The organism is Pseudomonas sp. LBUM1653 (assembly GCF_059716115.1).
Genome location: NZ_CP166803.1, coordinates 3,809,887 through 3,834,854, shown reverse-complemented (window position 1 = coordinate 3,834,854; position 24,968 = coordinate 3,809,887). Strand labels below are relative to the sequence as shown.

The 24,968-nt window shown below is 59.9% G+C and carries 22 protein-coding genes and 1 pseudogene; 7 read left to right on the top strand and 16 right to left on the bottom strand.

The window, feature by feature from the left end; translation table 11 throughout:
* Position 1: 1 nt before the first annotated feature.
* Positions 2-1,300 (top strand): ATP-binding protein, encoded by a 1,299-nt coding sequence (locus tag ACA054_RS17165; RefSeq protein ID WP_497685311.1) that lies wholly within the window; start codon positions 2-4, stop codon positions 1,298-1,300.
* Positions 1,301-1,412: 112 nt separating this feature from the next.
* The gene (locus ACA054_RS17160; protein WP_497685310.1) at positions 1,413-1,691 is read left to right on the top strand and encodes a hypothetical protein; all 279 of its coding nucleotides are present in this window, start codon (positions 1,413-1,415) and stop codon (positions 1,689-1,691) included.
* 17 nt (positions 1,692-1,708) lie between these two features.
* On the opposite strand, the gene ACA054_RS17155 is transcribed toward ACA054_RS17160, so the two are convergent.
* From ACA054_RS17155 to ACA054_RS17125, 7 genes are all read right to left on the bottom strand, one after another.
* Positions 1,709-2,470: an anti-sigma factor family protein gene (locus ACA054_RS17155; RefSeq protein ID WP_497685309.1), complete on the bottom strand. Its 762-nt coding sequence runs from the start codon at positions 2,468-2,470 to the stop codon at positions 1,709-1,711.
* Complete coding sequence (locus ACA054_RS17150; RefSeq protein WP_497690326.1) at positions 2,467-2,952, bottom strand: sigma-70 family RNA polymerase sigma factor; 486 nt, start codon at positions 2,950-2,952, stop codon at positions 2,467-2,469. The genes ACA054_RS17155 and ACA054_RS17150 overlap by 4 nt, the downstream gene beginning before the upstream one ends.
* 66 nt (positions 2,953-3,018) lie before the next feature.
* The gene (locus ACA054_RS17145) at positions 3,019-3,552 is read right to left on the bottom strand and encodes a tetratricopeptide repeat protein (RefSeq protein WP_497685308.1); all 534 of its coding nucleotides are present in this window, start codon (positions 3,550-3,552) and stop codon (positions 3,019-3,021) included.
* 136 nt (positions 3,553-3,688) lie between these two features.
* Positions 3,689-4,642: a D-2-hydroxyacid dehydrogenase family protein gene (locus ACA054_RS17140; protein ID WP_497685307.1), complete on the bottom strand. Its 954-nt coding sequence runs from the start codon at positions 4,640-4,642 to the stop codon at positions 3,689-3,691.
* A gap of 13 nt (positions 4,643-4,655) precedes the next feature.
* Entirely contained in the window at positions 4,656-5,678 is a 1,023-nt protein-coding gene (locus tag ACA054_RS17135) for an alpha/beta fold hydrolase (protein WP_497685306.1), read from the bottom strand.
* Positions 5,679-5,761: 83 nt separating this feature from the next.
* Positions 5,762-6,196, bottom strand: a complete 435-nt coding sequence (locus ACA054_RS17130; protein ID WP_497690325.1) for a YqaA family protein — start codon at positions 6,194-6,196, stop codon at positions 5,762-5,764.
* Positions 6,196-6,642 carry a DUF411 domain-containing protein gene (locus tag ACA054_RS17125; protein ID WP_188264514.1) on the bottom strand — a complete coding sequence of 149 codons (447 nt, stop codon included), beginning with the start codon at positions 6,640-6,642 and terminating at the stop codon, positions 6,196-6,198. Before ACA054_RS17125 ends, ACA054_RS17130 begins: the two co-directional genes overlap by 1 nt.
* Before the next feature lie 1,117 nt (positions 6,643-7,759).
* On the opposite strand from ACA054_RS17125, the gene ACA054_RS17120 reads away from it, so the two are divergent.
* Complete coding sequence (locus ACA054_RS17120; RefSeq protein ID WP_008061425.1) at positions 7,760-7,948, top strand: hypothetical protein; 189 nt, start codon at positions 7,760-7,762, stop codon at positions 7,946-7,948.
* 24 nt (positions 7,949-7,972) lie between these two features.
* On the opposite strand, the gene ACA054_RS17115 is transcribed toward ACA054_RS17120, so the two are convergent.
* On the bottom strand, positions 7,973-8,344 hold the full coding sequence (locus ACA054_RS17115) for a fe2+ zn2+ uptake regulation protein (protein ID WP_497685305.1): 372 nt from the start codon (positions 8,342-8,344) through the stop codon (positions 7,973-7,975).
* Positions 8,345-8,606: 262 nt separating this feature from the next.
* On the opposite strand from ACA054_RS17115, the gene pvdQ reads away from it, so the two are divergent.
* Entirely contained in the window at positions 8,607-10,943 is a 2,337-nt protein-coding gene (gene pvdQ / locus ACA054_RS17110) for a bifunctional acylase PvdQ (protein WP_497685304.1), read from the top strand.
* 55 nt (positions 10,944-10,998) lie between these two features.
* On the opposite strand, the gene ACA054_RS17105 is transcribed toward pvdQ, so the two are convergent.
* Together ACA054_RS17105 and ACA054_RS17100 are read right to left on the bottom strand one after the other, a co-directional pair.
* Complete coding sequence (locus tag ACA054_RS17105; protein ID WP_497685303.1) at positions 10,999-12,000, bottom strand: FecR family protein; 1,002 nt, start codon at positions 11,998-12,000, stop codon at positions 10,999-11,001.
* Positions 12,001-12,098: 98 nt separating this feature from the next.
* Positions 12,099-16,955 (bottom strand): dermonecrotic toxin domain-containing protein, encoded by a 4,857-nt coding sequence (locus tag ACA054_RS17100; RefSeq protein ID WP_497685302.1) that lies wholly within the window; start codon positions 16,953-16,955, stop codon positions 12,099-12,101.
* A 182-nt stretch (positions 16,956-17,137) separates the two neighbouring features.
* Between ACA054_RS17100 and ACA054_RS17095 the strand changes: the two genes are divergently transcribed.
* Entirely contained in the window at positions 17,138-18,178 is a 1,041-nt protein-coding gene (locus ACA054_RS17095; protein WP_497685301.1) for an Ldh family oxidoreductase, read from the top strand.
* Positions 18,179-18,306: 128 nt separating this feature from the next.
* Here the strand turns inward: ACA054_RS17095 and ACA054_RS17090 are convergent, their stop codons facing one another.
* Complete coding sequence (locus ACA054_RS17090; RefSeq protein ID WP_497685300.1) at positions 18,307-18,624, bottom strand: ElaB/YgaM/YqjD family protein; 318 nt, start codon at positions 18,622-18,624, stop codon at positions 18,307-18,309.
* A gap of 165 nt (positions 18,625-18,789) precedes the next feature.
* On the opposite strand from ACA054_RS17090, the gene ACA054_RS17085 reads away from it, so the two are divergent.
* On the top strand, positions 18,790-19,041 hold the full coding sequence (locus tag ACA054_RS17085) for a hypothetical protein (protein ID WP_497635085.1): 252 nt from the start codon (positions 18,790-18,792) through the stop codon (positions 19,039-19,041).
* Positions 19,042-19,050: 9 nt separating this feature from the next.
* Here ACA054_RS17085 and ACA054_RS17080 read toward each other — a convergent pair whose 3' ends face one another.
* Entirely contained in the window at positions 19,051-19,959 is a 909-nt protein-coding gene (locus ACA054_RS17080) for a LysR family transcriptional regulator (RefSeq protein WP_497685299.1), read from the bottom strand.
* Positions 19,960-20,043: 84 nt separating this feature from the next.
* On the opposite strand from ACA054_RS17080, the gene ACA054_RS17075 reads away from it, so the two are divergent.
* Positions 20,044-20,967 carry a carbon-nitrogen hydrolase family protein gene (locus ACA054_RS17075; RefSeq protein WP_497685298.1) on the top strand — a complete coding sequence of 308 codons (924 nt, stop codon included), beginning with the start codon at positions 20,044-20,046 and terminating at the stop codon, positions 20,965-20,967.
* A 335-nt stretch (positions 20,968-21,302) separates the two neighbouring features.
* Here the strand turns inward: ACA054_RS17075 and ACA054_RS17070 are convergent, their stop codons facing one another.
* The 4 genes and pseudogenes from ACA054_RS17070 to ACA054_RS17055 form a co-directional block, all read right to left on the bottom strand.
* A complete protein-coding gene (locus tag ACA054_RS17070) occupies positions 21,303-21,848 on the bottom strand; it encodes a GNAT family N-acetyltransferase (RefSeq protein ID WP_497685297.1) in 546 nt (181 codons plus the stop codon).
* A 26-nt stretch (positions 21,849-21,874) separates the two neighbouring features.
* Positions 21,875-22,191: pseudogene (locus ACA054_RS17065) on the bottom strand (LEA/WHy family protein); the annotation flags it as partial.
* A gap of 54 nt (positions 22,192-22,245) precedes the next feature.
* A complete protein-coding gene (locus ACA054_RS17060) occupies positions 22,246-23,712 on the bottom strand; it encodes a nucleobase:cation symporter-2 family protein (RefSeq protein ID WP_497685296.1) in 1,467 nt (488 codons plus the stop codon).
* A gap of 292 nt (positions 23,713-24,004) precedes the next feature.
* Positions 24,005-24,898, bottom strand: a complete 894-nt coding sequence (locus ACA054_RS17055) for a LysR family transcriptional regulator (RefSeq protein WP_497685295.1) — start codon at positions 24,896-24,898, stop codon at positions 24,005-24,007.
* Positions 24,899-24,968: the final 70 nt, after the last annotated feature.

The following is a 24,968-nucleotide window of genomic DNA, read 5'->3' as shown; positions in this document are numbered from 1 at the left end:
GATGTTCAGAATCCTCTTTCGCCTGTACCTGGTGACCATCGTTTCGTTCAGCGCCGCGATCTACCTGGTGCCGGACCTGGTGATCAAGGTCTTCCACGAGCGCTTCCTCACCTACAACCTTGATTATTCCCGTGGCCTGCAAACTCTCATGGTCAAGCAGTTCAAAGCCGTCCCGGTCGAGCAATGGCCGGCCCTGGCGGCGGAAATGGACAAAGAGTTCGATCCGCTGCACATCGTGCTCAGCGGTAACGACGATGCCGAGTTTTCCCTCGAAGAACAGCAGCGTTTGCAACGCGGCGAAAACGTCGTGCGCATCGGCGACTGGGGCTGGCGCACCCTGGCGGTGGCACCGTTGAACGAGCGCATTGTGGTGCAAATGGTCGTGCCGCCGGACCCGATGGACGTCAGCCTGTTGTACTGGAGCATCAACGTGCTGATCGGCGCGACCATGCTCGCGTGTCTGTTGCTGTGGCTGCGTCCGCACTGGCGTGACCTGGAGCGTCTGAAAAGCGCGGCGGAACGCTTCGGCAAGGGAAACTTGAGCGAGCGAACGCAGATTGCCGCCAGCTCCAACATCGGCAGCCTGGCCAACGTTTTCGACACCATGGCCGGCGACATCGAAAACCTGCTGAATCAGCAGCGGGATCTGCTCAACGCGGTGTCCCACGAATTGCGCACGCCATTGACCCGCCTGGATTTTGGCCTGGCGCTGGCCCTGTCGGATGATTTGCCCACCACCAGCCGCGAGCGCCTGCAGGGGCTGGTCGCTCACATCCGTGAACTCGATGAACTGGTGCTGGAATTGCTCTCCTACAGCCGCCTGCAAAACCCCGCGCGGTTACCGGAGCCCATCGAAGTGCCACTGGATGAATTCATCGACAGCATCCTGGGCAGCGTCGATGAAGAGCAATCGCCAGACATCGTCATCGACGTGCTGCTGCACGGCCAGCTCGAACGCTTCAGCCTCGACCCGCGCTTGACCGCCCGCGCCCTGCAAAACCTGCTGCGCAACGCCATGCGCTACTGCGAAAAACGCATTCAGGTCGGCGTGCAAGTGTGCCCGAAAGGCTGTGAAATCTGGGTGGACGACGACGGCATCGGTATCCCGGATGACGAGCGCGAGCGGATTTTCGAGCCGTTCTATCGACTCGATCGCAGCCGGGATCGGGCGACCGGCGGGTTTGGCCTGGGGCTGGCGATCAGCCGTCGGGCACTGGAGGCCCAGGGTGGAACGTTGACCGTGGAAGCGTCGCCGTTGGGCGGGGCGCGGTTTCGGTTGTGGTTGCCGACGCCGACCTGATTACGACAAACGGCTGCTGCATCTGTCAGATCTGACAGTAGCCATATTCGCTGCGTTCGCGTTTGATTGTGCCTTGTCAGTCAGGATTTGACGGCAGGGCAGGAGGGTAGAAATGGGCGCGCCAATCACGAGAATTATGGGGCAGGGCACAATCAACGCGATCAGGGATGTCAAGGTTGACACGACATCGACCACTTTTGCCCTGGTCCTTCCTGATGGTGGGTTCTGTTCCAGGTTGGCGATCCGTATAAGGCCCACTGTCACCGCAGATGGCGAGGACTGCTTCCTTGTTGGCGACAAGGTGGAATACACGCTGATGACGGGGGCGGTGGGACAGTTTCCCAGGGCTCAAGACCTGGTGAAAGTCCGAATCGGCAACAGTGATACTTGAAGCCTGCCTCGCAGGGCTCAGGCGCTGATCCGGGTGCGCAACTGCGCGGCCATCTCCTCAAGATCCACCACTGGGTTACGCCCGATCAGCATCCAGGCATGTTCCATATCCGCCCAATACACAATGTTCATCCCGTGCCGTCGCTCCTTGGCGAAATGCCGACTGCCGCTGTTGGAACGCGTGATGCACAGCGCCATCGGCCCGTGAACCGGATCCAGATAAGTAATCTGGGCAATGGCTACGCCGTCGTACTCAAGGATTTGTGCGCGTTTGAATTGGGCGCGGGGCAAAGCCAGTTTGGCCGGCAGAAGATTGAGGCCCAGGCGTGCATCGATGGTCCGCAACTGCGCCTGTTGCGCCGCTTCGTCGCTGGGCAAATGGTCGAGGGTTTCCGGTACGTAAAGCACCATGTAATCGGCGACCAGGCCGCGCCAGTTGTGGGTCTGCTGACTGGTTTGCCAACCGAGGAACAAGCGGTCCGCCACCACACCGCCCGCCAGCAATCCGGCGGCTGCCGCGAGGAACCAGCGTCGACTCAGCGCCGGGCGTGCCGGCGCGGGCAAGGTGTCGAGCATGGCTTGCAGGCGCTCCACCGGGGCTTGTCGAGTCACTTCATCGTAAGCCGATTTGAACGGCATGCTGCTGCGGTCCAGCCATTGCAGGCGCAGGCCGAGCATCGGGTCTTCGGCGATGGCGGCGTCGATGCGGGTGCGTTGTTCGGGATCGAGCTGGTTGTCCAGGTAGGCCACCAGTTGCTCATCCGACAGTTTCGCGTTCATCGACGTTCTCCGGTGGAAGGGTTCGGCACCGTGTGCAGGGGCGGGTACTCGGCCAGTTTCAGCCGGGCAGCGGCCAGTCGGCTCATCACGGTGCCGATGGGGACTTGCAGGACATCGGCCACTTCGCGGTAGGACAAGCCTTCGACGTAGGCCAGGAACACCGTTTCGCGCTGGGCCTCGGGCAGCGCCTCTACACGCCGGATGACCTGCGCGGCGCGGACATGGGTCTGTGCCGCCTGTTCGCCATCGAACGACAAGGCCTGATCGGCATCCACCACGCCTTGGCCTTGATGTACCCGGCGGGTGCGCACTTCATTGACCCAGATCGAATGCAGAATGCTCATCAGCCAGCGGTCCATGCGCGTTCCCGATTCGAACTGTCCGCCTCGTTCGAGCGCCCGCACGCAGGTGGCCTGCACCAGGTCTTCGGCGACATGCCGTTGTCGGGACAACAGCAGGCCATAGCGCCACAGGCGCGCCAGATGCTGGCCCAGTTCTGTCCTAATTTCGTGATCGCTGGCGATAGCGACCTCCCTCCAATCGGGTTGTCAGGTTTTCGATGAATCGTTGATGGCTTCGGCCAGGTCCTGGTATTCCTCGCAGGTGGTGTTGCCGCAGATCGATTTGATCTGCTGCAGCTGTTCCTGGGCGAGGTCCAGCCGGCCCTTGATCACATAGGCTTCGCCGAGGTATTCGCGGACCTGCGCATACTGCGGGTCGAGTTTGACCGATTGCAGGTAATAACCGATGCCTTCATCGGTGCGCCCCAGTTTACGCGTGGCGTAGCCACGATAGTTCAGGGCCTTGGCGGTGTTGGGCTGCTTGAGTGTATCGAGCAGGGCCAGGGCTTCTTCGTAACGCCCGTCCCTGGCCAGTTGCCAGGCGTAATCGGTACGGTCGGCGTCCGGCAAGAGCGTGCTGGTTTGTTTGACGCACCGTTGTGCCTTGCTATCGAACGCCTGTCCTCGAGGGCACTGCGGTTTGGCTGGGGTATCTTCCTCGCCATTGGCCCATGCCAGGGAACTGGACAGCGCGACGGCAAGGACCAGCGGCGCAGTTACAATCGAGAGACGGCGATTCATGGGCAATGCTCCGAACGGGCGGAAAACGTCGGGAAGGGCTGATGACCCTTCAAGCGAAACATAAACACCGCAGCGTGAACATTTATTCATTTTTTTCGGCGGTGTTTGCAAGAAAAACTCAAGTCGCCGGGCGCTATCAGCTAAGCAAGCGAATCGGGTTTCCCGCCGACCAGGCCTGGATGTCCTCGATCATTTGCGAAAAGAATAGCTGGTAGTTTTGCTGGCTGACGTACCCGACATGGGGCGTGGCCAGCACGTTGTCCAGGGTTCTGAACGGATGATGCCCGGGCAAGGGCTCCTGCTCGAACACGTCCAGCGCCGCCCCACCCAGGCGTTGTTTCTGCAGGGCCTTGATCAACGCAGCTTCATCGACAATCGGCCCGCGTGCGGTGTTGACCAGTAGCGCTGTGGGCTTCATCCATGCCAGCGCCTGGGCGTCCACCATGCCACGACTGCGTTCACTGAGCACCAAATGCACCGACAACACATCGGCCTGCTCGAACAATTGCTGCTTGCTGACGCAGGTCACGTCGAACTCGGCGGCGCGTTCGGCGGTGAGGTTTTCGCTCCAGGCGATGACCCGCATGCCGAACGCCTGGCCGAAGCGGGCGACCCGTTGGCCAATGCTGCCCAGCCCCAGGATCGCCAGGGTCTTGCCATGCAGGTCGCCGCCCAGGCCTTGCTGCCACTTTCCGGCGCGCAAGGCATTGGCTTCGACCACCAGGTTGCGGGTCGCGGCCATGATCAGTGCCCAGGTCAGTTCCGGCGCTGCATGTTTATAGCTGTCGCTGCCACAGACTTGAATGCCCAGCGCAGCGGCGGCCTTGAGGTCGAGGGCGGCATTGCGCATGCCGCCGGTGAGCAGCAGTTTGAGATTCGGCAAGCGGCGCAGCAGGTCTTCGTCGAACCGCGTGCGCTCGCGCATCACGCAGATCACTTCAAACCCGCTCAGACGCGCGGCCAGGGTCGCGTTGTCGGCGGGGTAGTCATGGATGAATGCGACCTCGCCGATGACCTCCAGCGCCGACCAGTCCACCACGTCGCGGGCCACATCCTGCCAATCATCAATCACTGCAATCTGTACCGCCATCAGCCTTACCTCATCAACGAACGGGGTTGGTTTTGTCCAGCCAGCCAAGCAAAGCCTTGTGAAACTGCGCCGGCTCTTCCATCTGCGGCGCGTGGCCCATGCCGGGGAATTCGACCAGGGTCGACTGAGGAATCAGTTTCGCCACCTGCTTGCCGAGCACGTCGTAATGACCGATTTTCGCCTTGACCTCGGGGGACGCGATGTCCTTGTTGATGGCCGTGGTGTCGGCGGTGCCGATCAGCAGCAGGGTCGGCACCTTCAGATCCTTGAACTCGTAGTAAACCGGTTGGGTGAAGATCATGTCGTAGATCAGCGCCGAGTTCCAAGCCACCTGGGTTTTTCCAGGGCCTTTGGCCATGCCCGCGTACATGTCGACCCAGCGGTCGAATTCGGGTTTCCAGCGGCCATCATAGTAGGTGTTGCGCTGGTAGTCGTGGATGCCAAGGGCGGTGACCTTCAGTTCGCGCTCATACCATTGATCGACCGTGCGATAAGGCACGCCGAGGGCCTTCCAGTCTTCCAGGCCGATGGGGTTCACCAGGGCCAGCTGCTCGACTTGTTCGGGGTATTGCAGCGCGTAACGGGTGGCGAGCATGCCGCCAGTGGAGTGCCCGAGCAAGGTGGCTTTCTGGATGCCGAGGGCCTTGAGCAGTTGCTGGGTGTTACTCGCCAGTTGCTGGAAGGTGTATTGATAGTTGTCCGGTTTACTGGACGTACAGAAACCGATCTGGTCCGGGGCAATGACCCGGTAGCCGGCATCGCTCAGGGCCTTGATCGAGGTCTCCCAGGTGGCGCCGCAGAAGTTCTTGCCGTGCATCAGCACCACGCTGCGGCCGTTGGCCTTGCCATGGGCGGCGACGTCCATGTAGCCCATTTGCAGGGATTTGCCCTGGGACTCGAACGCAAAGTGCTTGACCGTATAGGGGTATTCGAAGCCTTGCAATTCGGGGCCGTAGGCCGGGCCTTCGGCAGCGATGGCGGGCAGTGTGGCGGTCAGCAGCAGGCCGGACAGCCAGCTTGAGCGGGTAAGGGGCATGGATGAACTCCGTTGAAAATCCGCCGATGCTGGATCGGCACGATTAGGGCGACATTAAACAGGCAATCGTCGCGGCACTTGGTTCAACCCATCCACCCCAGGGTGGCCAGGGCCAGCACGCCATAACGGGCGCCCTTGGCCAAGGTCACGATCAGCAGGAAGCGCACCAGCGGTTCGCGCATGACGCCGGCCACCAGGGTCAGTGGATCACCGATCACCGGTAGCCAGCTGAGCAGCAACGACCAGTGGCCGTAACGTTGATAGTGACCGCGGGCGTGTTCCAGGTGTTTGGCGCTGACCGGAAACCAGCGCCGGTCCCGAAATCGCTCGATGGCGCGCCCCAGCCACCAGTTCACCAGCGAACCGAGGACGTTACCCAGCGTGGCAACCGCCAACAACGACCACAGCCAGTACCGATCACTGAGTATCAGTCCCACCAGCACCGCTTCGGACTGCAAGGGCAGCAAGGTCGCTGCACCGAATGCAGCCAGGAACAAACCGATGTAGGCACCGAAAATCAATGGGCGGGGTAGTCCGCCACCACCACATCCGTGCCGTCCTTTTTCAGGCCGATCACTTGGTAGGCATCACTCATGCCGTCCATTTCCATGCCCGGTGAGCCCATGGGCATGCCAGGGGCGGCAACGCCCAGCAGGTCATCGCGCTTGCTCAGGGCCAGCACTTGATCGGCCGGCACATGGCCTTCGACGAATTTGCCGTTGATCAAACCGGTGTGGCAGGACGCCAGGCGCGGTGGCACGCCGTGTTGTTGCTTGAACTCGCTCATATTGCTTTCAACGTGGTCTTCGACCTTGAAACCATTGGCCTCAAGATGGCTGATCCATTTCTTGCAGCAACCGCAATTGGCATCCCGGTGGACCTCGATCGGGATCAGGTCGGCGGCTTGGGCCAGGGAGGAAATGAACAGGGCGCCCAGGGCAGCCAGACGTAGATGGGTTCGCATGACGGAAGGGGTCTCGGATTGCGGGCAAACATATATTCTGACCGTTTTTTGCGGGCAGATATTCATGGTGTGTTTCGAAGTGCTACAGAGCTGCTCGGCCTTATTATCGTAGATCAAGGCTGTCAGGTGGATGAGGGGAAGATGACAAGTTTGTAAGGCTGGCAGCTTGTTGTTTGTTGACGGAGTACATATCCGTTGCTGCGGTAACGGCCACTTATGGTTTCGCCCTTACGGCGACTCACTTTTCCAAACGCCGGAATGCCGGCCCAGCGAAAAGTAAGCAAAAGGCTTTGCCCCACCACTCGGTGCCTCGCTGTGGCTCGGCATGCCCTCACTCCGGCATTGCTCCGTGGGTCGCCGCGAAGGGCCATCCCCGGCCCAGCGCGGCTAAACCGGCGTCCTGCCGGTTTACCCACTGCGCAATGCCTGCGTTCGGCCATCGTGGTTAACGGGGCGCCCGAATCCAAAGCCAAAGCGAGGCGGCCTGACAGCCGACCTGACTTTTACGGCTGTACCTGGATCCCCTGTGGGAGCGAGCCTGCTCGCGATGGACGTTAACGATAACGGGCCCTGTCTGGATGATTGCGTTGTCTGGACGTTCATCGCGAGCAGGCTCGCTCCCACAGGGGAATGCGGACAGACCCGCAATCAGGTCGGCTTTAAGGCCGCCTCGCTTTTGATTTGGCTTTTGATTTTCTTGCCCCCTCGAGAGGCCGAGTGGAGGTTCTGCGCAGTGGGTAAACCGGCATGGATGCCGGTTTAGCCGCGCTGGGCCAAGGATGGCCCATCGCGGCGGGCCCACGGAGCAGGACCGGAGCGAGGGCATGCCGAGCCAAAGCGAGGCACCGAACGCCAGGGGCAAGAGCGTTTGGTTACTTTGCGCTTCTCAAAGTGACCCGCTGTAAGAGCGGAACCCTAAGTGGCCGTTACCGCAGCAACGGATATGCACGCCGAAAAAGGGTCAGCTGTCAGGCCATCGTCCCCGCGATAAAGCTAAAAATCTTCATCGGCTGTAACATAAGCCCCCGTTCGCAGCCGTCCATCCCCACAAAACGCTAGGGGCCTGGCCTGCAGGCGGATACATCGCGCACACATTTTTCAGGTTCAGGAATTGCCAATGACTCAGTCGCAACGTTTGAAATACTCGATTCTGATCTCCCTCGTGGTACTGGGGACCATGTTTGGCCTTTCGTATTTGCAGAACACCGGCGTCATCAGCGAAAAACTGTTCCAGTACATCGCCATTGGCGTGGCGGTGGTCGTGGTGGTCATCAACGGCGTGATGCGCCGCAAGGTCAAGCCCTGAGCCGCAACCCCGGGCCTGGCTCGATCAGTCGTTGTGCAGCAGGGCGACGGCCCGCGGGTGCAGGCTGTAGCTCTTGTCCGGATTAAGGACAATCACGCCTTCGCCGCACAGGCGTTTCAACACTTCGCGCACACTCAGGAACGACAGGGGAATATCCAGCTCCAGCAGGTGAGTGTGCACGCCGCGCACGCCCAGGCTGCGGTCGTTCTCGGCGGCCGACAGCAAGGCGTCGATGACTTTCAGACGAATCAGACTGGTTCGCAGGCCAAAGCTCTTGAGCAGGATGCGGATCCGTTCGTTGCCGTGGCGCTCGGTACGCTGGTCGAAAACACCGACCCCAATGGAAGTGCTCTTTGGCGCGTTGCTACCGTCCGTTGGCAGTTGCGAGTTGTACATTGCAAAAACTCCTTTTCAGAGCCTGATCGGGAAAAATGGGGCGCTCTTACCTGATGAGACGTATGAGCGACACAAATCATGAAGACTTAAATGTAGAAATTTCGTCGTCATTGCGTGACCACTCTGTAAAGCGCCGTTGTAACGCGGTCCAGGACCGCCATCCAATCTCCTAAATTTTCGTCGTGTGCTTCGTCCCTAAAAGGATGCGCAGTGCGTGTCAGTACGCAGAACTGTGACCATCGTTTTTCGATCAGGAGCGAATGTGATTATTTCCAGCCAGTTGACCAGGTTGAGCCTGGCGGGTGTGTTTCTGGGGCTGAGTCTTGCGGTGCATGCGCGCAGTCAGCCTGAGCAGGCGAGTGCCGATATCCGCAGGACCAGTTTCGGTGTGCCACATATTCGTGCCGAGAACGAGCGGGGGCTCGGTTACGGGATCGGCTATGCCTACGCTCAGGATAACCTGTGTTTGCTGGCCAATGAGATCGCCACGGTGAACGGTCAACGCTCACGGTTCTTCGGCCCGGATCAGTTCACTGTCGAAGAGCGTGAAAATCGCGTCAGCGATCTGTTTTTCACCTGGTTGAACACCGCGCAGGCCGTCGATGCTTTCTGGCAGGCGCAAACCCCTGAAGTACGGGAACTGATTGAAGGCTATGTGGCCGGCTACAACCGCTCCCTGACGGAGCGTCGGGTCCAGGGCTTGCCACAGCAGTGCCAGGGCGATTGGGTGCGGGAAATCACCGCGATGGATCTGGTCAAGCTGACCCGGCGCCTGCTGGTCGAAGGGGGCGTCGGGCAATTTGCCGAAGCGCTGGCCGGCGCCATGCCACCCACAGCCGTCGCTCGAAACGCGAACGCGTCCGCGTCGTTCCAGGTTGCCGATGTGCGCAGGCAGCGCTTCGCCCTCGATCGCGGCAGCAACGCCGTCGCGGTGGGCAGCGAGCGTTCCTTCAACGGACGCGGCATGTTGCTGGCCAACCCGCATTTTCCGTGGGTCGGCGGGATGCGTTTCTACCAGATGCACCTGACCATCCCTGGCAAACTGGACGTCATGGGCGCCGCGCTGCCCGGCCTGCCGATGATCAACATTGGCTTCAACCAACACCTGGCCTGGACCCACACCGTGGATTCGTCCAAGCACTTCACGCTGTATCGGCTGCAGCTCGATCCCAAGGATCCGACCCGTTACCTGCTCGATGGCAAATCCCTGCCGATGCAGAAACAGACACTGACGGTTAACCTCAAGCAGTCGGACGGCTCGCTCAAAGCGGTTTCCCACGTGGTGTACAGCTCGCAATTCGGCCCGATTGTGCAATGGCCCGGCAAACTGGACTGGGATAATCAGTTCGCCTACAGCTTGCGCGACGCCAACCTGGAAAATGACCGGGTGTTGCAGCAGTGGTACGCCATGAATCGTGCCGACAGCCTCAAGGCGTTTGCGGCCAGCGTGCATCAGCTCCAGGGCATCCCGTGGGTCAACACGCTGGCGGCGGACGATCAGGGGCAAACGCTGTACATGAACCTGTCGGTGGTGCCGAACGTCAGCAACGAAAAGCTCGCGCAGTGCAGTGATCCACGGATCGGCTTGCAGATGATCGTCCTCGACGGTTCCAGCAGCGCCTGCGCTTGGGATATCGACCCGCACGCTGCACAAAAAGGCATTTATGCCGCGGACAAATTGCCGCAATTGTTGCGCAAGGACTTCGTGCAGCATTCCAATGATTCGGCATGGATGGCCAACCCGGCGCAGCCGCTCACCGGGTTCTCGCCCTTGATCAGCCAGGACAGCCAACCCTTGGGGCTGCGCGCGCGGTTCGCCCTCGATCGCCTGGGTTCACTGGCCAAGTCCGGGCCGATCGCGGCGGCGGATCTGCAACACATGGTGATGGATGATCAGGTGTATCAGGCGGCACAAGTGATGCCGGACCTGTTGCAATTCTGCGCGGCCGACCTGGGTGCCGATGCGCAGGCGCTGGCGCCGCTGTGTGCCAGCCTCAAGACCTGGGATCGCAAGGCCAATCTCGACAGCGGCCTGGGCTTCGTGCATTTCCAGAATCTCATGGAGCCGCTGGAACAGGCGCCCGATGTCTGGCGCGTGGCGTTCGATCCGCTGGATCCGCAACACACACCGCGAGGCTTGGCGGTTGAGCGTCCGCCAGTAGCGCAGGCGCTGCGACAAGCGATGCTGGCATCGGTAGAGCAGGTCAAGGCGTCAGGGCTGAAGAAAGATGCTCGCTGGGGCGATGTCCAGGTGGTCAGCAGCGGTGGGGAACAAACGCCGATCCACGGCGGGCCGGGAACGCTGGGCGTCTACAACGCCATCCAGAGCGTGCCGAGAACCGACGGCAAACGCGAAGTGGTCAGCGGTACCAGCTATCTGCAAGTGGTGACGTTCGATGAAAAGGGCCCGCAGGCCAAGGGACTGCTGGCGTTCTCGCTGTCGAGTGATCCGGCCTCGAAATACTCCCGGGACCAGACGCTGGCTTTTTCGAAGAAGCAGCTGAGTGTGTTGCCGTTCACCGAAGAGCAAATCAAGTCCGATCCGGCCTATCAGGCGCAAACCATCCGCGAGCAGGACGCAAAGGTGGCGGCTCACTAGGCTTTAGTGTATTTGATCGAAGCACGAAGGCCGCACCCCGCAAGGGTCGCGGCCTTCAGCTTTTCGGGGTTTGCTGCGGAATGGAGTTGAGAACCGGGTTGCCATCCTTGTTGCGGGTCAGGTAGACCGGTAGCACCTTGGGCAGGGACGTTACCAGGGTATTGAGTTCCTTGATGTTGTAGATGCCGCCGATGCGGATCGCGCCGGTGTTGTTGTCGGCGACTACCAAAGGGTTTTCCAGGTAACGGTTGATCAACGGCAGGGCATCGTTGAGCGCCAGATCGTCGAGCACCAGTTTGCCACTGCGCCAGGCCAGCGAGTTGTCGTCGTCGTAGGTCTGGCTGATCCGCGGAATGTAATCGCCATGGCGATAGCTCGCTTGCATCGAAGGGCCGAGCCTCAAGCCGTCCCCCGGCAGGTCATCATTGCTGCTGACCAGTACCGAGCCTTCGATCAGGTTCACTTTCACCTGGTCTTCATACATCCAGACGTTGAATTGGGTCCCGGTGACGCGGATCCGGCCTTCGGCCGCCTTGACGACGAACGGGTGGGACGTGTCGTGACTGACGCTGAAGAATGCTTCGCCTTTTCCCAGGGTGACCTGACGTCGATCCTTGTAATTGCTGTATGTCAGCTCGCTGCCCAGGTTCAGTTCGACCTGGCTGCCGTCCTTCAAGGTGATCTGACGCACATTGCCGGTTGCCTCGAAGTGTTGGTACGAATTCGGCAGCCAGCCCAGGTTCCAGCCACTGTATGCCGCCAGCGGCAGCGCCAGTGCGCACACCGCCGCTGCCATGCCGAACGTGCGCCAGGATGTCGGGGTGCGACGAACCATTGGCACAATGCTGGATTCTGGTCGTGGCAGATCGCCTGCAACTTCCCAAATTTCCAGCATGGCCTCGTATTCGACCAGATGCAGCGGATGAACATCCAGCCACTGCTCGAACGCCTGCCGCTCTGCAGCGGTGCAGTCAGGTTCATGCAGGCGCATGCACCAATGCGCTGCGGCATCGGTGATGGCGTCATATTGGGCTGGCGAGAGAGGGCTGTCGGTCATTGACTCATCCTGATTTCCTGCATTCTAACCTTGAGAGGAAGTCTGCGAGAACAGCCGTCATGGCATTTAACCATCAAACGGCTGTTTATTTTCTGTAGTCAAGGAGTATTGACGTGTAACTCCCGTCCGAGCTGACTGATTAACCAGGCCACGCTGTCGGCGTTTCCGAGTTGTACCTCCAGCCTGGTCAGTGAATTTTTTTTAAAGGTTTCGCGAGCACCGCTCAGGTTTTCTGCAGCGGTCAACGTCAAAATATGCGTTTTTACCCGATCAGTATTTTCAAGAGTAGAACTTCCCGGGTCTTCCCACTCGCCGGTGTCGGGATCCTGGGTCATGAACAGTAGTGTGTAAGGTGTCTTGATCGACAGTGCAGTGTCCTGAATGTTGGTCAATGCATTCTTTAGATCAGTGCCGGTCACGCTGGTGGTGCCGATCAGATCGGTGAAAGGTCTGCCCGGGTCCATGTAGGAAATGTCTTCGGTTTTACAAGCAATGTGTGAAAGCTCATGCAGGAGAGTTACCGCCCGGGCATGCGTGTTGATCGGGAAGGCCGTATCGGTAAGATGTTTGCGGTAATGCTCGAAACCGGGATCGAAGAATCTTTCTCCCAGATAGATTTTTTTCTTTGCATCCTTCGGAACGATAAAACCGAATGTACTGTCTGCACCATCGATTACCCTGCCGACGACAAAACGATCGGACTTGGTATTTCTGAGTGTTGGGTCCAACAAGGCGGTAAACATGTCACCCACGACCTTTTCCAGCTGTTCCACATGCGCGGGCAGCACCTCTGGCACATCGATAAAACCCTTGATGAGTTGATGCACGGGGGTGTCCGTGTCGTCGGAGTTCTTCAGCAACTGCAGGTTTTGAAAACTGTTCCAGGCGTAGCTCGTTGCCTGGTCCAGCGCTTGGTCGATCTGCCGAGCCTTTTGCGGGAAAATTCGTCGAATCTGCGGCATTCCCTGGGCGTCGATGTTCATGCCGTCCCAAGCCGCTGCCAGAGCATCCAGCCGACGGATAAGGCCGAATTGCGGTGTCGGTGTATTCCGGTCGAGCACCCATTGTTTCGATACGTTTTGCCGCAGATAAGGGCCGAGCGTCTGTGTGTCGGCGATGCGCCAGCGAGTGCCGCGTTTTGTCACCGGAAACACTTTGCCTTCCACCGGCCCGTAAAGTTGTTTGGTCGTCGCGTGCACGTAGAGCCCGGGCGTTGAGTCGGGCTTGAGCGAAGCCAGGTCGACGTGGAGGCTTTCATGACGCTTCAAGCCTGTGCGCTCGGGGGCGGTGACCTTGATGTCCTGCCATTTGCAGGTGGCTTCGGGTTTTTCCTGCGCCGCAGCGGCTGGCGTAGAAGTCGGCAGCGCGTGAGTGTCCAGCGATTGGCGCAACGAAGCGAGTTGAGCAATGCCGCTGATGAACTCCCTGATGGCCGCACCCCATTTGTGCGTTTGCAGGTCTTCGGCGGATTGCTTGATGTCACGGTAACTGTTCCACACCGTGAGGGGATAGGCGAGTTTGCCCATGAAAAACGAATACGCCTCGTGCAGGTCTTCACCCAGAACGTGCTTGATGGTTGCCCATTCACTCTGCTTTCTGTCGTCGGACTGACAACCGAGCAAACGGCCCAACAGCGCGGCATTGTCCTTGAACAAGTGCCCGAACAGGTGACCCTTGACGGGATTGGACGCCAGCGTGACCTCGGCATCGGTATTGCCTGGGGTCGCCGACGCGGCTCTTGCAACCCGGTTGGTGCGCGTCGCCATCCGGGTCTCCAGCAATATCCGGTCAGGATTCTCCAGGTTCATGAGGACCCAATCGAGCAGTGCGCCGCGCGTCTTCAGTTCTGCCAGCAGCTGGGTTTCGCTTTCGTATTCCTTTATCCCGTGCCGTGGACTGTGAGGGGCGACAAGCACCTGCGGCGCTGTGCTATCGGCCGATGAACCGATCAGATAGACACCTGGCACTTTGACGGTTTGTCCGCTCCTGACACCAAGGAACTCCAGGGGCCGGATGATTGCGTGGGCACCATCGACCGCCGCACGGGCGATGGCGTCAGGCATGTCCATGACCTGGCGGATCAGGTCAAACCCGGTTTCGCTCAGGCGCTCCTGGAGTTTTTCCGTGTGGGCGTGGTGCATCAGCTGCCAGGGCAGTTGCGTGTAAAAACGTTGCCTGCGATCCGCGTTTGCCACGGTGTCTGCGAGGGCATTACTGAGTATTTTCTGCTGATGCTCACCCGGTTTCAGGTTGCGTATCAGGTCCTTGATGTAGCGTTCGTCCATGCCCTCTGGAATGACCGTGGTGTCCAGCGACGTCAGTTTGAGCAAGACAGTGTCCAGGTCCTTGAGGTGAGCCAACGCAAAATCGGTCAGGGTCTGGCTGCTGGACGCAGACCTGGGGCTCGCGCTGATTTCGATCTGGACCTTGTCCGGATCAATGTTGAAGTCGTCTGCCTTGAGTTGTTTTTCCAGTTCATGGTGGGCGGTGCGCTGCAATGAGCGGATGCCGGTGAGGTAATCCTGGTCGTCTTTGACGTTTTTCAGGTATTGCTCAAGCAGTTCGCCATGCAGGATCAGCTCTTTGATCGGCGCCTTGGCCAGCCAGGCCGGCAGTTTTTGCTGGGTGGTCAGGGACTGGGCGATGTCGGTCGCACGACTCAGCCCGGTCATCGGCTCACGCAGGGCCACCAGATTCAGCAGATTGGCCAGCGGCGCGGGAGAGAGCGGGGTGGTCAGCGCTCGGGTAACGGAGGTCTGGTCCAGTTCGACAAAGGTTTTTTGCACATCATCGAGAAAATGCTCATGAACCCGTTGCAGTGGCGCCAGCGTGTAAGCCTTGCCTGGCGATCGCTGGCTACGGCCGAGGTTTTCCAGAAGCATCAAGCGATGAGTATCGTCCTTGAGACGTTGCTCAAGCTCCTCCAGTAGCGGTGTCAGTGCCTTGAAGGCTTCAAATCCCAGTGCCGGTGTCCACAAAATGGCCTTGCCCGAGTGCACCGGGTCCTGGCCGCCCCGTTCAGTCAGGACAAAACAACTGGCCAGTTTCAGCGGGGTTGCAGCGGCGCCAGCCTTCAAAGCCAGGGAAAAGACCTCGGGTAAAAAACCGTTGAATGCCGCTCGCTGCAAGTGTATTGGGGTATCGAGCACGGTTTTGATGATTGCCTGTTCCGTCGCACCCAGGGTGCGTGAGACGGCGCGAAGCTTCAATTCACTGCGCAGTGCCGTTGACAGGGTATGGGTAAAACTCGATTGCAAACCCGCCAATGATGAGCTGACGAGGCTTTTCGCGTCGGCGAATGTGCGGGTTGTCGTGGGAATGGCCGGGTGTTTTTCAAGGAGTTGATCGAGCGCCTGTTCGACCGAGTTCAGCAGCGACAGCTCGTGTTTGGCCGACTCCGCGCGCACGGTGGCCGGTCGCGCGTTCACGCGTCGGTCCGGTCGTGTACTCCAGCGTCCTGCGGTTTGCGCCAGCAGCAAGAGGTGATCGATCAATCCCCGGACGTCCAGGGCATTGTCGAGCAAGGCGTGAGGGTCCAGCATACCTTCGCTTTCACGGTAACGGCTCAAGGCATGGCTGAGGTTTTGCCTTTGTTTATCAATGATGTCAGACATCACGCGCGCGAACACCGAGCCGACGATGGGTTCGCCGACGATCACCCGATCGTCCGGTTCCAGCCCAAGAAAAGTGCCGCGTTCGTCCAATGACATGAAATTGAGCAGCGTGTCTTCATGCCCTTCGCTTTTGAGCATTTGCAGGACGATTTCTTTCACCGCTGGCAGGTTGCTCGTGGCCTCGATGCCTCGGGACGGGCTGTACAGGAAACCCAGCGTGTTCGCGCCGCCGATCATCAAGGTCGAGGCAAGCTCCGCGAAATGTTTGAAGGGGGCGGTGACCCTCACTTTTTCGATGCGAAGGGGATCGTCCTTGGCCGGGGCGAGGCTGACATTCATCAGTCGCAGGTATTCCTCGGTCGTCAAAGTGCGCTGTTGGCGCTGGCGTAACAGCGTAGTGTGAAAAGTGTCGCGCAGGCCCTCGGCGAAAAAAGCCTGGCGCGACAAGCCATTGCCCATGGGCGTGTTCCAGAACGTCTCAAGCAGGCTGTTCAGGTGGGGCGTAAAACTTTGCGCGATTTCTTTTACAGCGCTTTCCCAGGTCTGGTTGTCGGCATCGCTGCTTATGACGTGCTCGGGATGGGCAAACACCCTGGAGTCGCCCGTCGGCCACTGATTTGTCAGGTAAAAATGCAGCAGGGCCTCGCTCAGTGGCATCGATACAATCGTATGCGGCGATTCGTGGTCATCAAACGCAGAACCTGTACTGACAAAACTTTTCAGCCGCGTCAGGCGCTGGTCCAGTTTGGGGAACGGCTTGTACAACGCGTGCTTGAGGGTGTCGTCCAGCATTGATTGCAAGGTGGGCATCTTGACCAGCTCGCCCGCCATCGACTTGATGTTTTGCTCCTGCTGTTGCTTGAGAGTGAGTTCCTGATCTTCGAATACCCCGCCTTCGATCTCGCGGGTGGAGAGGTCGAGTGCCGAGGCGGCGGCCAAGGGCAGGCGTTCTTCGATGGAAAGGAAGCGCAACAGTTCACGTTTGCCAGTGGCCTGCGCCAACCACTCTTTGAGTTTGCTTTTGAGGTCAGCCATGTCTGCGAATTTGATCAAGCCTTTCCACGGTGTATAGAGCGTGACTTCGCCATCGTTGGGCCGGCTCATGGCAAAGGCGCCGGCCAATGGAATGCCGGCCTTGCCGGTCAAAGACAACAGCAACTGGAAGGCCTGCATCGGTTTTACATGGGTTTTGCGGGCGGCCTGGGTCGGCAGATAAACCGCCTTCAACCAGTTCAGGTCGTCCAGGGTAAAGCCCAGCGCGTTTTCCCGCTCTCCCGGTTGCCTGGCAGCGGCGGCGAGCTCGGCTTCGTCAAAAAAATACGGCAATGCAGGTGTCGTCATGATGCTTCCTCGTTGGGCTGCGACGGTGTCCAGCGCAGGGCGGTGGGTCGAGGAGCAACAATAGGGGCGGGGAAAAGGCGGGGTGCGGTACATATTGCTCTGCGAGAGACTTGACAGGACGCCGGTAAGAAAGGGCTTAATCAACCTGTCGCCCGCCTCTAAAAATAAAACTGGAGCTTCAGATGACCGCTTCGCCTGAAATGGCAGTCAGTTCGGCCAACTCAACCCTGGATTTTGATTCTCTCGTCCTTTTGCTCGAACGCATTTTCGTTCGTCACGGCACCTCCACCAAGGTCGCCAGGACACTGGCCCTCAACTGCGCCGGTGCCGAGCGCGATGGTGCCCACAGTCATGGTGTGTTCCGCATTCCCGGTTACGTGTCGACGCTGAAGAGCGGCTGGGTCAATGGCCAGGCCGTGCCGGTGGTCGAGGACGTGGCCTCGGGTTTCGTCCGGGTCGACGCCGGCAATGGCTTCGCCCAACCGGCACTCGCCGCCGCACGCGCCTTGCTGGTGGAAAAGGCTCGCAGTGCCGGCATTGCGGTGTTGGCAATTCGTAATTCCCATCACTTTGCGGCGTTGTGGCCGGATGTCGAGCCGTTCGCCTATGAAGGGCTGGTGGCATTGAGCGTGGTCAACAGCATGACCTGCGTGGTGCCGCACGGTGCCGATCGCCCGCTGTTCGGCACCAACCCGATTGCCTTCGCCGCCCCGCGTGCAGACGGTGATCCGATTGTCTTCGACCTGGCCACCAGTGCCATCGCCCATGGCGATGTGCAGATCGCCGCACGCAAGGGTGAGCGCTTGCCCGCAGGCATGGGCGTGGATGGCCTCGGTCAGCCGACCCAGGACCCGAAAGCGATTCTGGAGGGGGGCGCGTTGCTGCCGTTTGGCGGGCATAAAGGTTCGGCGCTGTCGATGATGGTGGAGCTGTTGGCGGCGGCGTTGACCGGTGGCAACTTCTCGTTCGAGTTCGACTGGAAGAACCACCCGGGGGCCAAGACACCATGGACCGGCCAACTGTTGATCGTGATCGATCCGAGCAAGGCGGCCGGGCAGAGCTTTGCCGAGCGCAGCCAGGAGCTGGTGCGGCAGATGCATGGTGTGGGGCTTAAGCGATTGCCGGGGGATCGGCGGCATCATCAGCGGGCGAAATCCAGCGCGGATGGCATTGCGCTTGATGCGGATACGCTGGCGAATTTGCGGGAGTTGGCAGGAATTTAGCGTCGAACACGAACTTTGTAGGAGCCGGCTTGCTGGCGATAGCGCTCTCAAGGACGCCATCGCCAGCAAGCCGGCTCCTACAGTGGATTACGTCTAGCCAGTACCCCCCGTTAAAAACCCGAGGCGGATTAACGACGACTCAACAGCAACCCAACCACCAAGCCAAAACCGGCGGAAATGGCCACGGTCTGCCATGGGTGCCCGCCAATGAAGGTTTCAGTGGCTTCGACCGCCGGCAGGGTCCGGTCGCGGACGCTGGTGACCGAGTCCCGTGCCTGCTGGAGTTTCTGGGCGATTTGTCCGCGAAGCGTGTCGGCTTCTTCACCGACCAGTGACGCACTGCTCTTGAGCAGCTTTTCCGACTCTTCGATCAGCGCCTGAAGATCGCTGAAAGCCTGGTCCTTGATTTGGTCTTCGGCGATTTGTGCGGCGGTTTTCCGGGCCATTGAGGTACTCCTTGCAAGTGAATAAGCAGTGAACAATGGAGTCTGCCGCGACGGAAAAAGTTGCAGTGATTTTGCGTGCGGACGCCATCGTGTCGAAAAATCCAGCGCAGGACATTTCTTCCTACAGTGTAAGATGTAGCCTATTTACGCAGCAGGTAACTTCCCATGAGCTTCAATCTGGCCGACAAACCCCTTGCCGAGCGCGCGGCGCTTGAAGACGAGAAATCCCGTCTGTTCGATCTCTGGCAAAACAACCTGGGCAAAGCCAAGGGCGAAGCCGCGCGTCTTTTCGGCGAGCGCGCCAAGCGCAAGGGCAAATGGGCCGAGTGGGTCCGTTCCGAACTCGACGGTATGTCGCCCCCGGAATTCGCGAACATGGTGCGAAGTGAAGTCAATCGATTGATGGCGGCTAAATAACCCAGGGCTTCACGCAAAGCTCGCGACAATCGCCTCTCGCACTTTCAACACCACCGGATCGAGTTGCGTGCTGGTGCGCCAACCCAGTTCGATCGGGTAACGCGGCAGCGCCAAAGGGCAGGGCAGCAGCGCCAGGCCGCTGAGCGCTGCGATGCTTCGGGCGGCATGGGCCGGAATGGTCGCCAGAGCCTGACTGCCCTTGAGCAGATGCGGCAACGCTGCGAAATGCGTGGTCGAAGCGCACACCCGCCGGCTCAAGCCCAACGCGGCCAATCCTTCGTCGGTGATCCCGATAAAGCCACCCGATGACACCAGAATATGTTCACGGCTGACGAACTCTTCAAGGTCGATGGTTTGCTGTCCCGCGGCCAGACTCATCGGGTCAACCAGACACAGATAATCGCCTTCACCCAATACCTGACGACTGAGCAACCGCTCGGCAAACCCGCCGGCCGTGATTGCCAGATCGATGCTGCGCTCCATCAACGCCTGCGCGACGATCTGACTGTGAGTCTGGCGGAAGATCAGCCGCAGCTTCGGCGCGCAGCGGGCGATTTCCTCGATCAAGCGACGTCCGTAGGCGATTTCGAAATCATCTGACAAACCCACCGTGACCGAGCGGCCGTCGTAGTGATTGGCGGTCGGATCGACCATCGCCAGGCTCTGTCGGCATTTGTTCAGGGCGTCGCTGACCACAGGTTTCAACTGATTGGCCTTGAGCGTCGGCGCAAGGCCTCGGCCAGTGCGTACGAATAATTGATCGCCGTACACCTCGCGCAGCCGGCGCAACGCCGCGCTCACCGCCGACTGCGTCACGCCCAGACGCAATGCCGCACGGCTGGCGCTGGACTCTTCATGCAAGGCTTCGAAGACTTTGAGCAGGTTGAGATCAACGGCGGCGATATTCATTTGGCTCATATCATTCATCAGCAGGATGGGCTTTATTCATGATCCCGTGACGCCTGACAATGGGCAACACCTGATGTGAACGGAGTGACCGCGATGCCCAAGTCAATCGTTGCTGCACTGCAAATCGGCGCCTTGCCCGGCGGCAAGGCACAGACGCTGGAACAGATCCTCTCGTATGAAAACGCCATTGTTGATTCAGGCGCGGGGCTGGTGGTCATGCCCGAAGCATTGCTGGGCGGATACCCCAAAGGTGAAGGTTTTGGCACCCAACTGGGTTATCGACTGCCGGAAGGTCGTGAAGCCTTTGCCCGGTATTTCGCCAATGCCATCGATGTGCCTGGCGCGGAAACCGAAGCGCTGGCCGGGCTGTCGGCGCGTACGGGCGCTAATCTGGTGATCGGTGTGATCGAACGCGCCGGCAGCACCTTGTATTGCACCGCGTTGTACTTTGATCCGCAGGCTGGACTGGTCGCCAAACACCGAAAACTGATGCCCACGGGCACCGAACGGCTGATCTGGGGCAAGGGCGATGGCTCGACCTTGCCGGTAATCGACAGCCAGGTCGGGCGGATCGGCGCGGTGGTGTGCTGGGAAAACATGATGCCGCTGCTGCGCACCGCGATGTACGCCAAAGGCGTGGAGGTGTGGTGCGCGCCAACGGTGGACGAGCGGGAGATGTGGCAGGTGAGCATGCGCCATATTGCCCATGAGGGGCGCTGCTTCGTGGTCAGCGCGTGCCAGGTCCAGGACTCGCCGCAAGCCTTGGGCGTGGAGATCGCCAACTGGCCGGCGGACCGGCCGCTGATTGCCGGCGGCAGCGTGATCGTCGGGCCGATGGGGGATGTTCTGGCCGGACCGCTGCGGGATGGCCCAGGTCTGCTTTGTGCTGAAATTGACACCGACGATCTGGTCCGCGCTCGCTACGATTTCGATGTAGTAGGGCATTACGCGCGTCCGGATGTGTTCGAGTTAACCGTGGATGAGCGGGCTAAACCAGGCGTTAGATTCACTTCGTAAATCTTTGCAGGGGCTGGTCTGTCGGCGAAGGCGTCCTTGAGTATTGCGTTGCTCTTTCGGGCGCCATCGCCAGCAAGCCGGCTCCTACAGGGGTTAGCCGCGCTTGGCCCTGTAGGAGCGAGCATGCTCGCGAAAAACCTGAGAGCACCGCGGGGTGTCAGGCGCCCCACGTCATCGTTGACCTCCATCGCGAGCATGCTCGCTCCTACAGACTCTTCCAAGTGACTCGCTATGAGCGAAACCCTAAGTGGCCGTTACCGCAGCAATGGAATGGGCACCCGCAAGAAAATGGCCGCAGCAACACGATCAGTCTCAAGACGGTACATACAGAGTCATCAGCGCCGCTGCTGCCACTCTTCGCGGGTGATTTCCCAGATCTCTTTCGCGCAGCGACCGCTGACAAAGTTTCCTTCCTCCGTGCGGATCAAGCGCATGCCGGTACGTTGCGAAAGCATGCGCGAGCCGATGTTGGAGGCCGCCTTGGGGACACGCAGCACGGCGCGATCGAGGATCTGGAACCAGTACGCAGTGACAGCCTCGCTGGCTTCAGTCATCAACCCCTGACCCTGCCACTTGGGGCCGAGCCAGAAACCGCGGTTGTTGTCCTGTTCATTCATCAGGCTGACATTGCCGATCAGTTGCTCGGGCGCCGACTTCAAGCGGATTGACCAGTGCCATTCTGCGCCACGGGCAATCGCCGGCAAGGCAATGTCGCGCAGGTAAACCAATGCGCCGTCGGCGGGGTAGGGCCACGGAACGAGGGCGTTCAGGTAGCGCACCACTTCCCAGTGCGGGAATTGCTGCTGGATGACGTCGGCATCGGCCAGTTCCAGCGGGCGCAGAATCAACCGCGCGGTGTAAAGCGTGGGTATCGGGTCCATGTGTTTACAGCTCCTTGACATCGGCCTCAGCGGCTACCGGTGGATGGCCCCGGCAGGTTGAGCTTGCCACTATCGACGAAACGCCTGGTGCCGAACAAGCCTGCGCCCAGTTTTCCGCGCAAAACGTAGGGCATGTTGTTCAGGTCTTGGGTCTGGCTCAGGCCAATGGTCTGGCGAAACACCGAGAATGCCGACACGCTCACCGGCACACTCAGCACGGCGTCGGAGAAACGCCCATCGACCCGGATTGATCACTGACACCAGAGGCGAAGGGCTGGCCGTTGAGGTCCAGGGCGACGCCGTTGTAGTTGATGTTGGTGCCATTGGGGTTTTGCACGCGAATGCATGCTCTCTTGAAGAAAAGGCCGAACCACCGCTGGCTCGGCCTTGAGCCTGTCTAGCGGTTCAACTGTGCGACAACCGCTGGCGTGGTGGGGTCAGCTTTGGCCGGCACATCCGGATTTTCCATGACTTGGAGAATCGAGGCTTCCGGGTCGAAATCGTCTTCTTCCAGTTCGATGAATTCCTCGGGCAGAAAGATATTCAGCACGATAGCGCACAACGCGCCAACGGTAATCGGCGATTCGAAGATGTTATGCAGCGCTTTCGGCAGCTCGCGCAACACCTCCGGCACGGCCGCCACACCCAGGCCCATGCCGATGGAAATCGCCACGATCAGCATGTTGCGTCGATGCAATCCGGCTTCGGCGAGGATCTTGATCCCGGCCACGGCGACGGTGCCGAACATCACCAGCTCCGCACCGCCGAGCACCGGTTTGGGCATCAGCTGCAGCACGGCGCCGATCATCGGGAACAGCCCCAGCACGACCAACAGGCCGGCAATGAAAAATGCCACATAACGACTCGCCACGCCGGTCAGCTGAATCACCCCGTTGTTCTGCGCGAAGGTCACCATCGGCATGCTGTTGAACACCGCGGCCATGGCTGAGTTGAGGCCGTCGGCAAGCAGACCGGACTTGATCCTTCGAATGTAGACCGGGCCTTTGACCGGTTGACGGGAAATCATCGAGTTGGCGGTCAGGTCACCGGCCGCTTCCAGCGGCGACACCAGGAAAATCACCGCCACCGGGACGAACGCCACCCAGTCGAAGGCGAAGCCATACTTGAACGGTACCGGCACGCTCATCAGCGGCACGGCGGGCAGGCTGGCGAAATCGACGTGGCCCAGCAGCCAGGCGACGGCGTAGCCGAGGGTCAGGCCGATGACAATCGCGCCCAGGCGCAGAAACGGCACGTCCACCCGGTTCAATACCACGATGGTGCCGAGCACCAGGGCCGCCAGGCCCAGGTGACTGGCCGCGCCGAGGTCGGGGGCGCCGAAGCCGCCGGCGATGTCGGTCATGGCGACCTTGATCAACGACAGGCCCATCAGGGTGATGATGGTGCCGGTCACTACCGGGGTGATCAGCATCCGCAGCTTGCCGATGAACTGGCTTAATACCACTTCGATGAAAGCGGCAAAGAAGCACACGCCGAAGATCGTCGAGAGGATTTCATCGGTGCCGCCGCCCCGGGCCTTGACCATGAAACCGGCACTGAGGATGACGCTGATGAACGAGAAGCTGGTGCCTTGCAGGCACAACAGGCCCGAGCCCACCGGACCGAAGCGTCGCGCCTGGACGAAGGTGCCGAGGCCGGAGACGAACAGCGCCATGCTGATCAGGTAGGGGATTTCGCTCTGCAAACCCAGGGCACTGCCCATGATCAGAGTCGGGGTAATGATCCCGACGAAGCTGGCGAGCACGTGTTGCAGGGCGGCGAACACCGTGGCGGTGAGGTGCGGACGGTCGTCGAGACCGTAGAGCAGGTCACTGTGGCGCGGGGTTTTTTCAGGGGAAGTCATGGTGGTTTGTGTGCCGGGAGGCGGGGCCGGGTCAGAAAATGGAGGCGCAGGATGCCAGAAAGACTCTGAAACAGAAACTCGGGTTTGGCCCAACCCTGTGGTAAGGGGATTCATCTGTGGTGAGGGGATATATCTGTGGTGAGGGGATTTATCTGTGGCGAGGGGATTTATCCCCGTTGGGGTGCGCAGCGCCCCTAAACCCAGGCGGCTCGTTTTGTCAGATATACTGCGTTGAATGGATTTGGGGCCGCTTCGCTGCCCAACGGGGATAAATCCCCTCGCCACGGGGTGATCAGGCAAACGCCGCCAGCAGATCCTCTTCAAACGCCTTCTGCGCATCCCCCGGCACTTGCGCGCGATGACGAGCCAAATGAAATGCCACCTCGAAACTCATGCCTTCCCGGCGTACCACCCGCAGCAACCCCTTGTCTTCCCAGCTGCGGGCAAAGTGACTGGGCAAATACCCCACATGCTTGCCGGACAGGATAAAGGCGAGGGTGCCTTCGACCTGCTCCGCACGCGCCGAGCAGATCTTTCCTTGAAAGGGCTCGTCGCTGCGAAGGAAACGGTAGGGGTGATCGACCCGGTCGCAGGCCTGGAGTGCCTGGTCATCCGGCGCCTCATCGGTGAATAGCGGATGGCCAACGGCGCAGTACAGGTGCTGGGTTTCAGTAAACAGCTCGCGGTAGTCAAAAGCGCTTTGGATCTGCGAGAAATAGCCGATGGCCAGGTCCAGCCGCTGCTGTAGCAGCAAACGCTCCATGTCGCCGGGCATGGCGCTCATCAACTCGATGCGCACCGATTCGTCACGCTCGCGAAAACGCCGGATCGCCTCGGCCACCCGCTGCAGCACCGATTGATCCAGCGCTTCGGACACGCCCAGGCGAACCTCGCCGATCAAGCGCCCGGCCACGCCGTTGGATTGGTGACGGAACGCTTCGATGGATTGGAAAAGGCTTCGCGTCGCGCTGAGTAATTGTTCGCCTTTGGCGGTGATCCGGAATCCACCCTTGCCACGGCTGCACAAGCGATAGCCGAGGCGGGTCTCCAGCTTGGCCATTTGCTGGCTGATGCTCGACTGGCTCAGTCCCAGTTCACCCTGGGCTGCGCTGAAACCGCCGCACTCGACGACGCTGACAAACAGGCGCAGCAGTTGCAGGTCCAGATCATGCAGTTGACCGAGCATCAAACATTACTCCGAGATAATGTCAGGTTAATAAACTTGATATTTTACCAATGTAACCGACGACGCATCC

Bases quoted from the DNA above. Each gene is read 5' to 3' on its own strand.
- ACA054_RS17120 (WP_008061425.1), top strand. From the start codon at position 7,760: ATGACTCAGTCGCAACGTTTGAAATACTCGATTCTGATCTCCCTCGTG.
- ACA054_RS17140 (WP_497685307.1), bottom strand. From the start codon at position 4,642: ATGGCGGTACAGATTGCAGTGATTGATGATTGGCAGGATGTGGCCCGC.
- ACA054_RS17160 (WP_497685310.1), top strand. From the start codon at position 1,413: ATGGGCGCGCCAATCACGAGAATTATGGGGCAGGGCACAATCAACGCG.
- ACA054_RS17055 (WP_497685295.1), bottom strand. From the start codon at position 24,898: ATGCTCGGTCAACTGCATGATCTGGACCTGCAACTGCTGCGCCTGTTT.
- ACA054_RS17135 (WP_497685306.1), bottom strand. From the start codon at position 5,678: ATGCCCCTTACCCGCTCAAGCTGGCTGTCCGGCCTGCTGCTGACCGCC.
- ACA054_RS17155 (WP_497685309.1), bottom strand. From the start codon at position 2,470: ATGAACGCGAAACTGTCGGATGAGCAACTGGTGGCCTACCTGGACAAC.
- ACA054_RS17060 (WP_497685296.1), bottom strand. From the start codon at position 23,712: ATGACTTCCCCTGAAAAAACCCCGCGCCACAGTGACCTGCTCTACGGT.
- ACA054_RS17080 (WP_497685299.1), bottom strand. From the start codon at position 19,959: ATGAGCCAAATGAATATCGCCGCCGTTGATCTCAACCTGCTCAAAGTC.
- ACA054_RS17100 (WP_497685302.1), bottom strand. From the start codon at position 16,955: ATGACGACACCTGCATTGCCGTATTTTTTTGACGAAGCCGAGCTCGCC.
- ACA054_RS17075 (WP_497685298.1), top strand. From the start codon at position 20,044: ATGCCCAAGTCAATCGTTGCTGCACTGCAAATCGGCGCCTTGCCCGGC.
- ACA054_RS17165 (WP_497685311.1), top strand. From the start codon at position 2: ATGTTCAGAATCCTCTTTCGCCTGTACCTGGTGACCATCGTTTCGTTC.
- ACA054_RS17125 (WP_188264514.1), bottom strand. From the start codon at position 6,642: ATGCGAACCCATCTACGTCTGGCTGCCCTGGGCGCCCTGTTCATTTCC.
- ACA054_RS17070 (WP_497685297.1), bottom strand. From the start codon at position 21,848: ATGGACCCGATACCCACGCTTTACACCGCGCGGTTGATTCTGCGCCCG.
- ACA054_RS17085 (WP_497635085.1), top strand. From the start codon at position 18,790: ATGAGCTTCAATCTGGCCGACAAACCCCTTGCCGAGCGCGCGGCGCTT.
- ACA054_RS17095 (WP_497685301.1), top strand. From the start codon at position 17,138: ATGACCGCTTCGCCTGAAATGGCAGTCAGTTCGGCCAACTCAACCCTG.
- ACA054_RS17090 (WP_497685300.1), bottom strand. From the start codon at position 18,624: ATGGCCCGGAAAACCGCCGCACAAATCGCCGAAGACCAAATCAAGGAC.
- ACA054_RS17145 (WP_497685308.1), bottom strand. From the start codon at position 3,552: ATGAATCGCCGTCTCTCGATTGTAACTGCGCCGCTGGTCCTTGCCGTC.
- ACA054_RS17115 (WP_497685305.1), bottom strand. From the start codon at position 8,344: ATGTACAACTCGCAACTGCCAACGGACGGTAGCAACGCGCCAAAGAGC.
- ACA054_RS17105 (WP_497685303.1), bottom strand. From the start codon at position 12,000: ATGACCGACAGCCCTCTCTCGCCAGCCCAATATGACGCCATCACCGAT.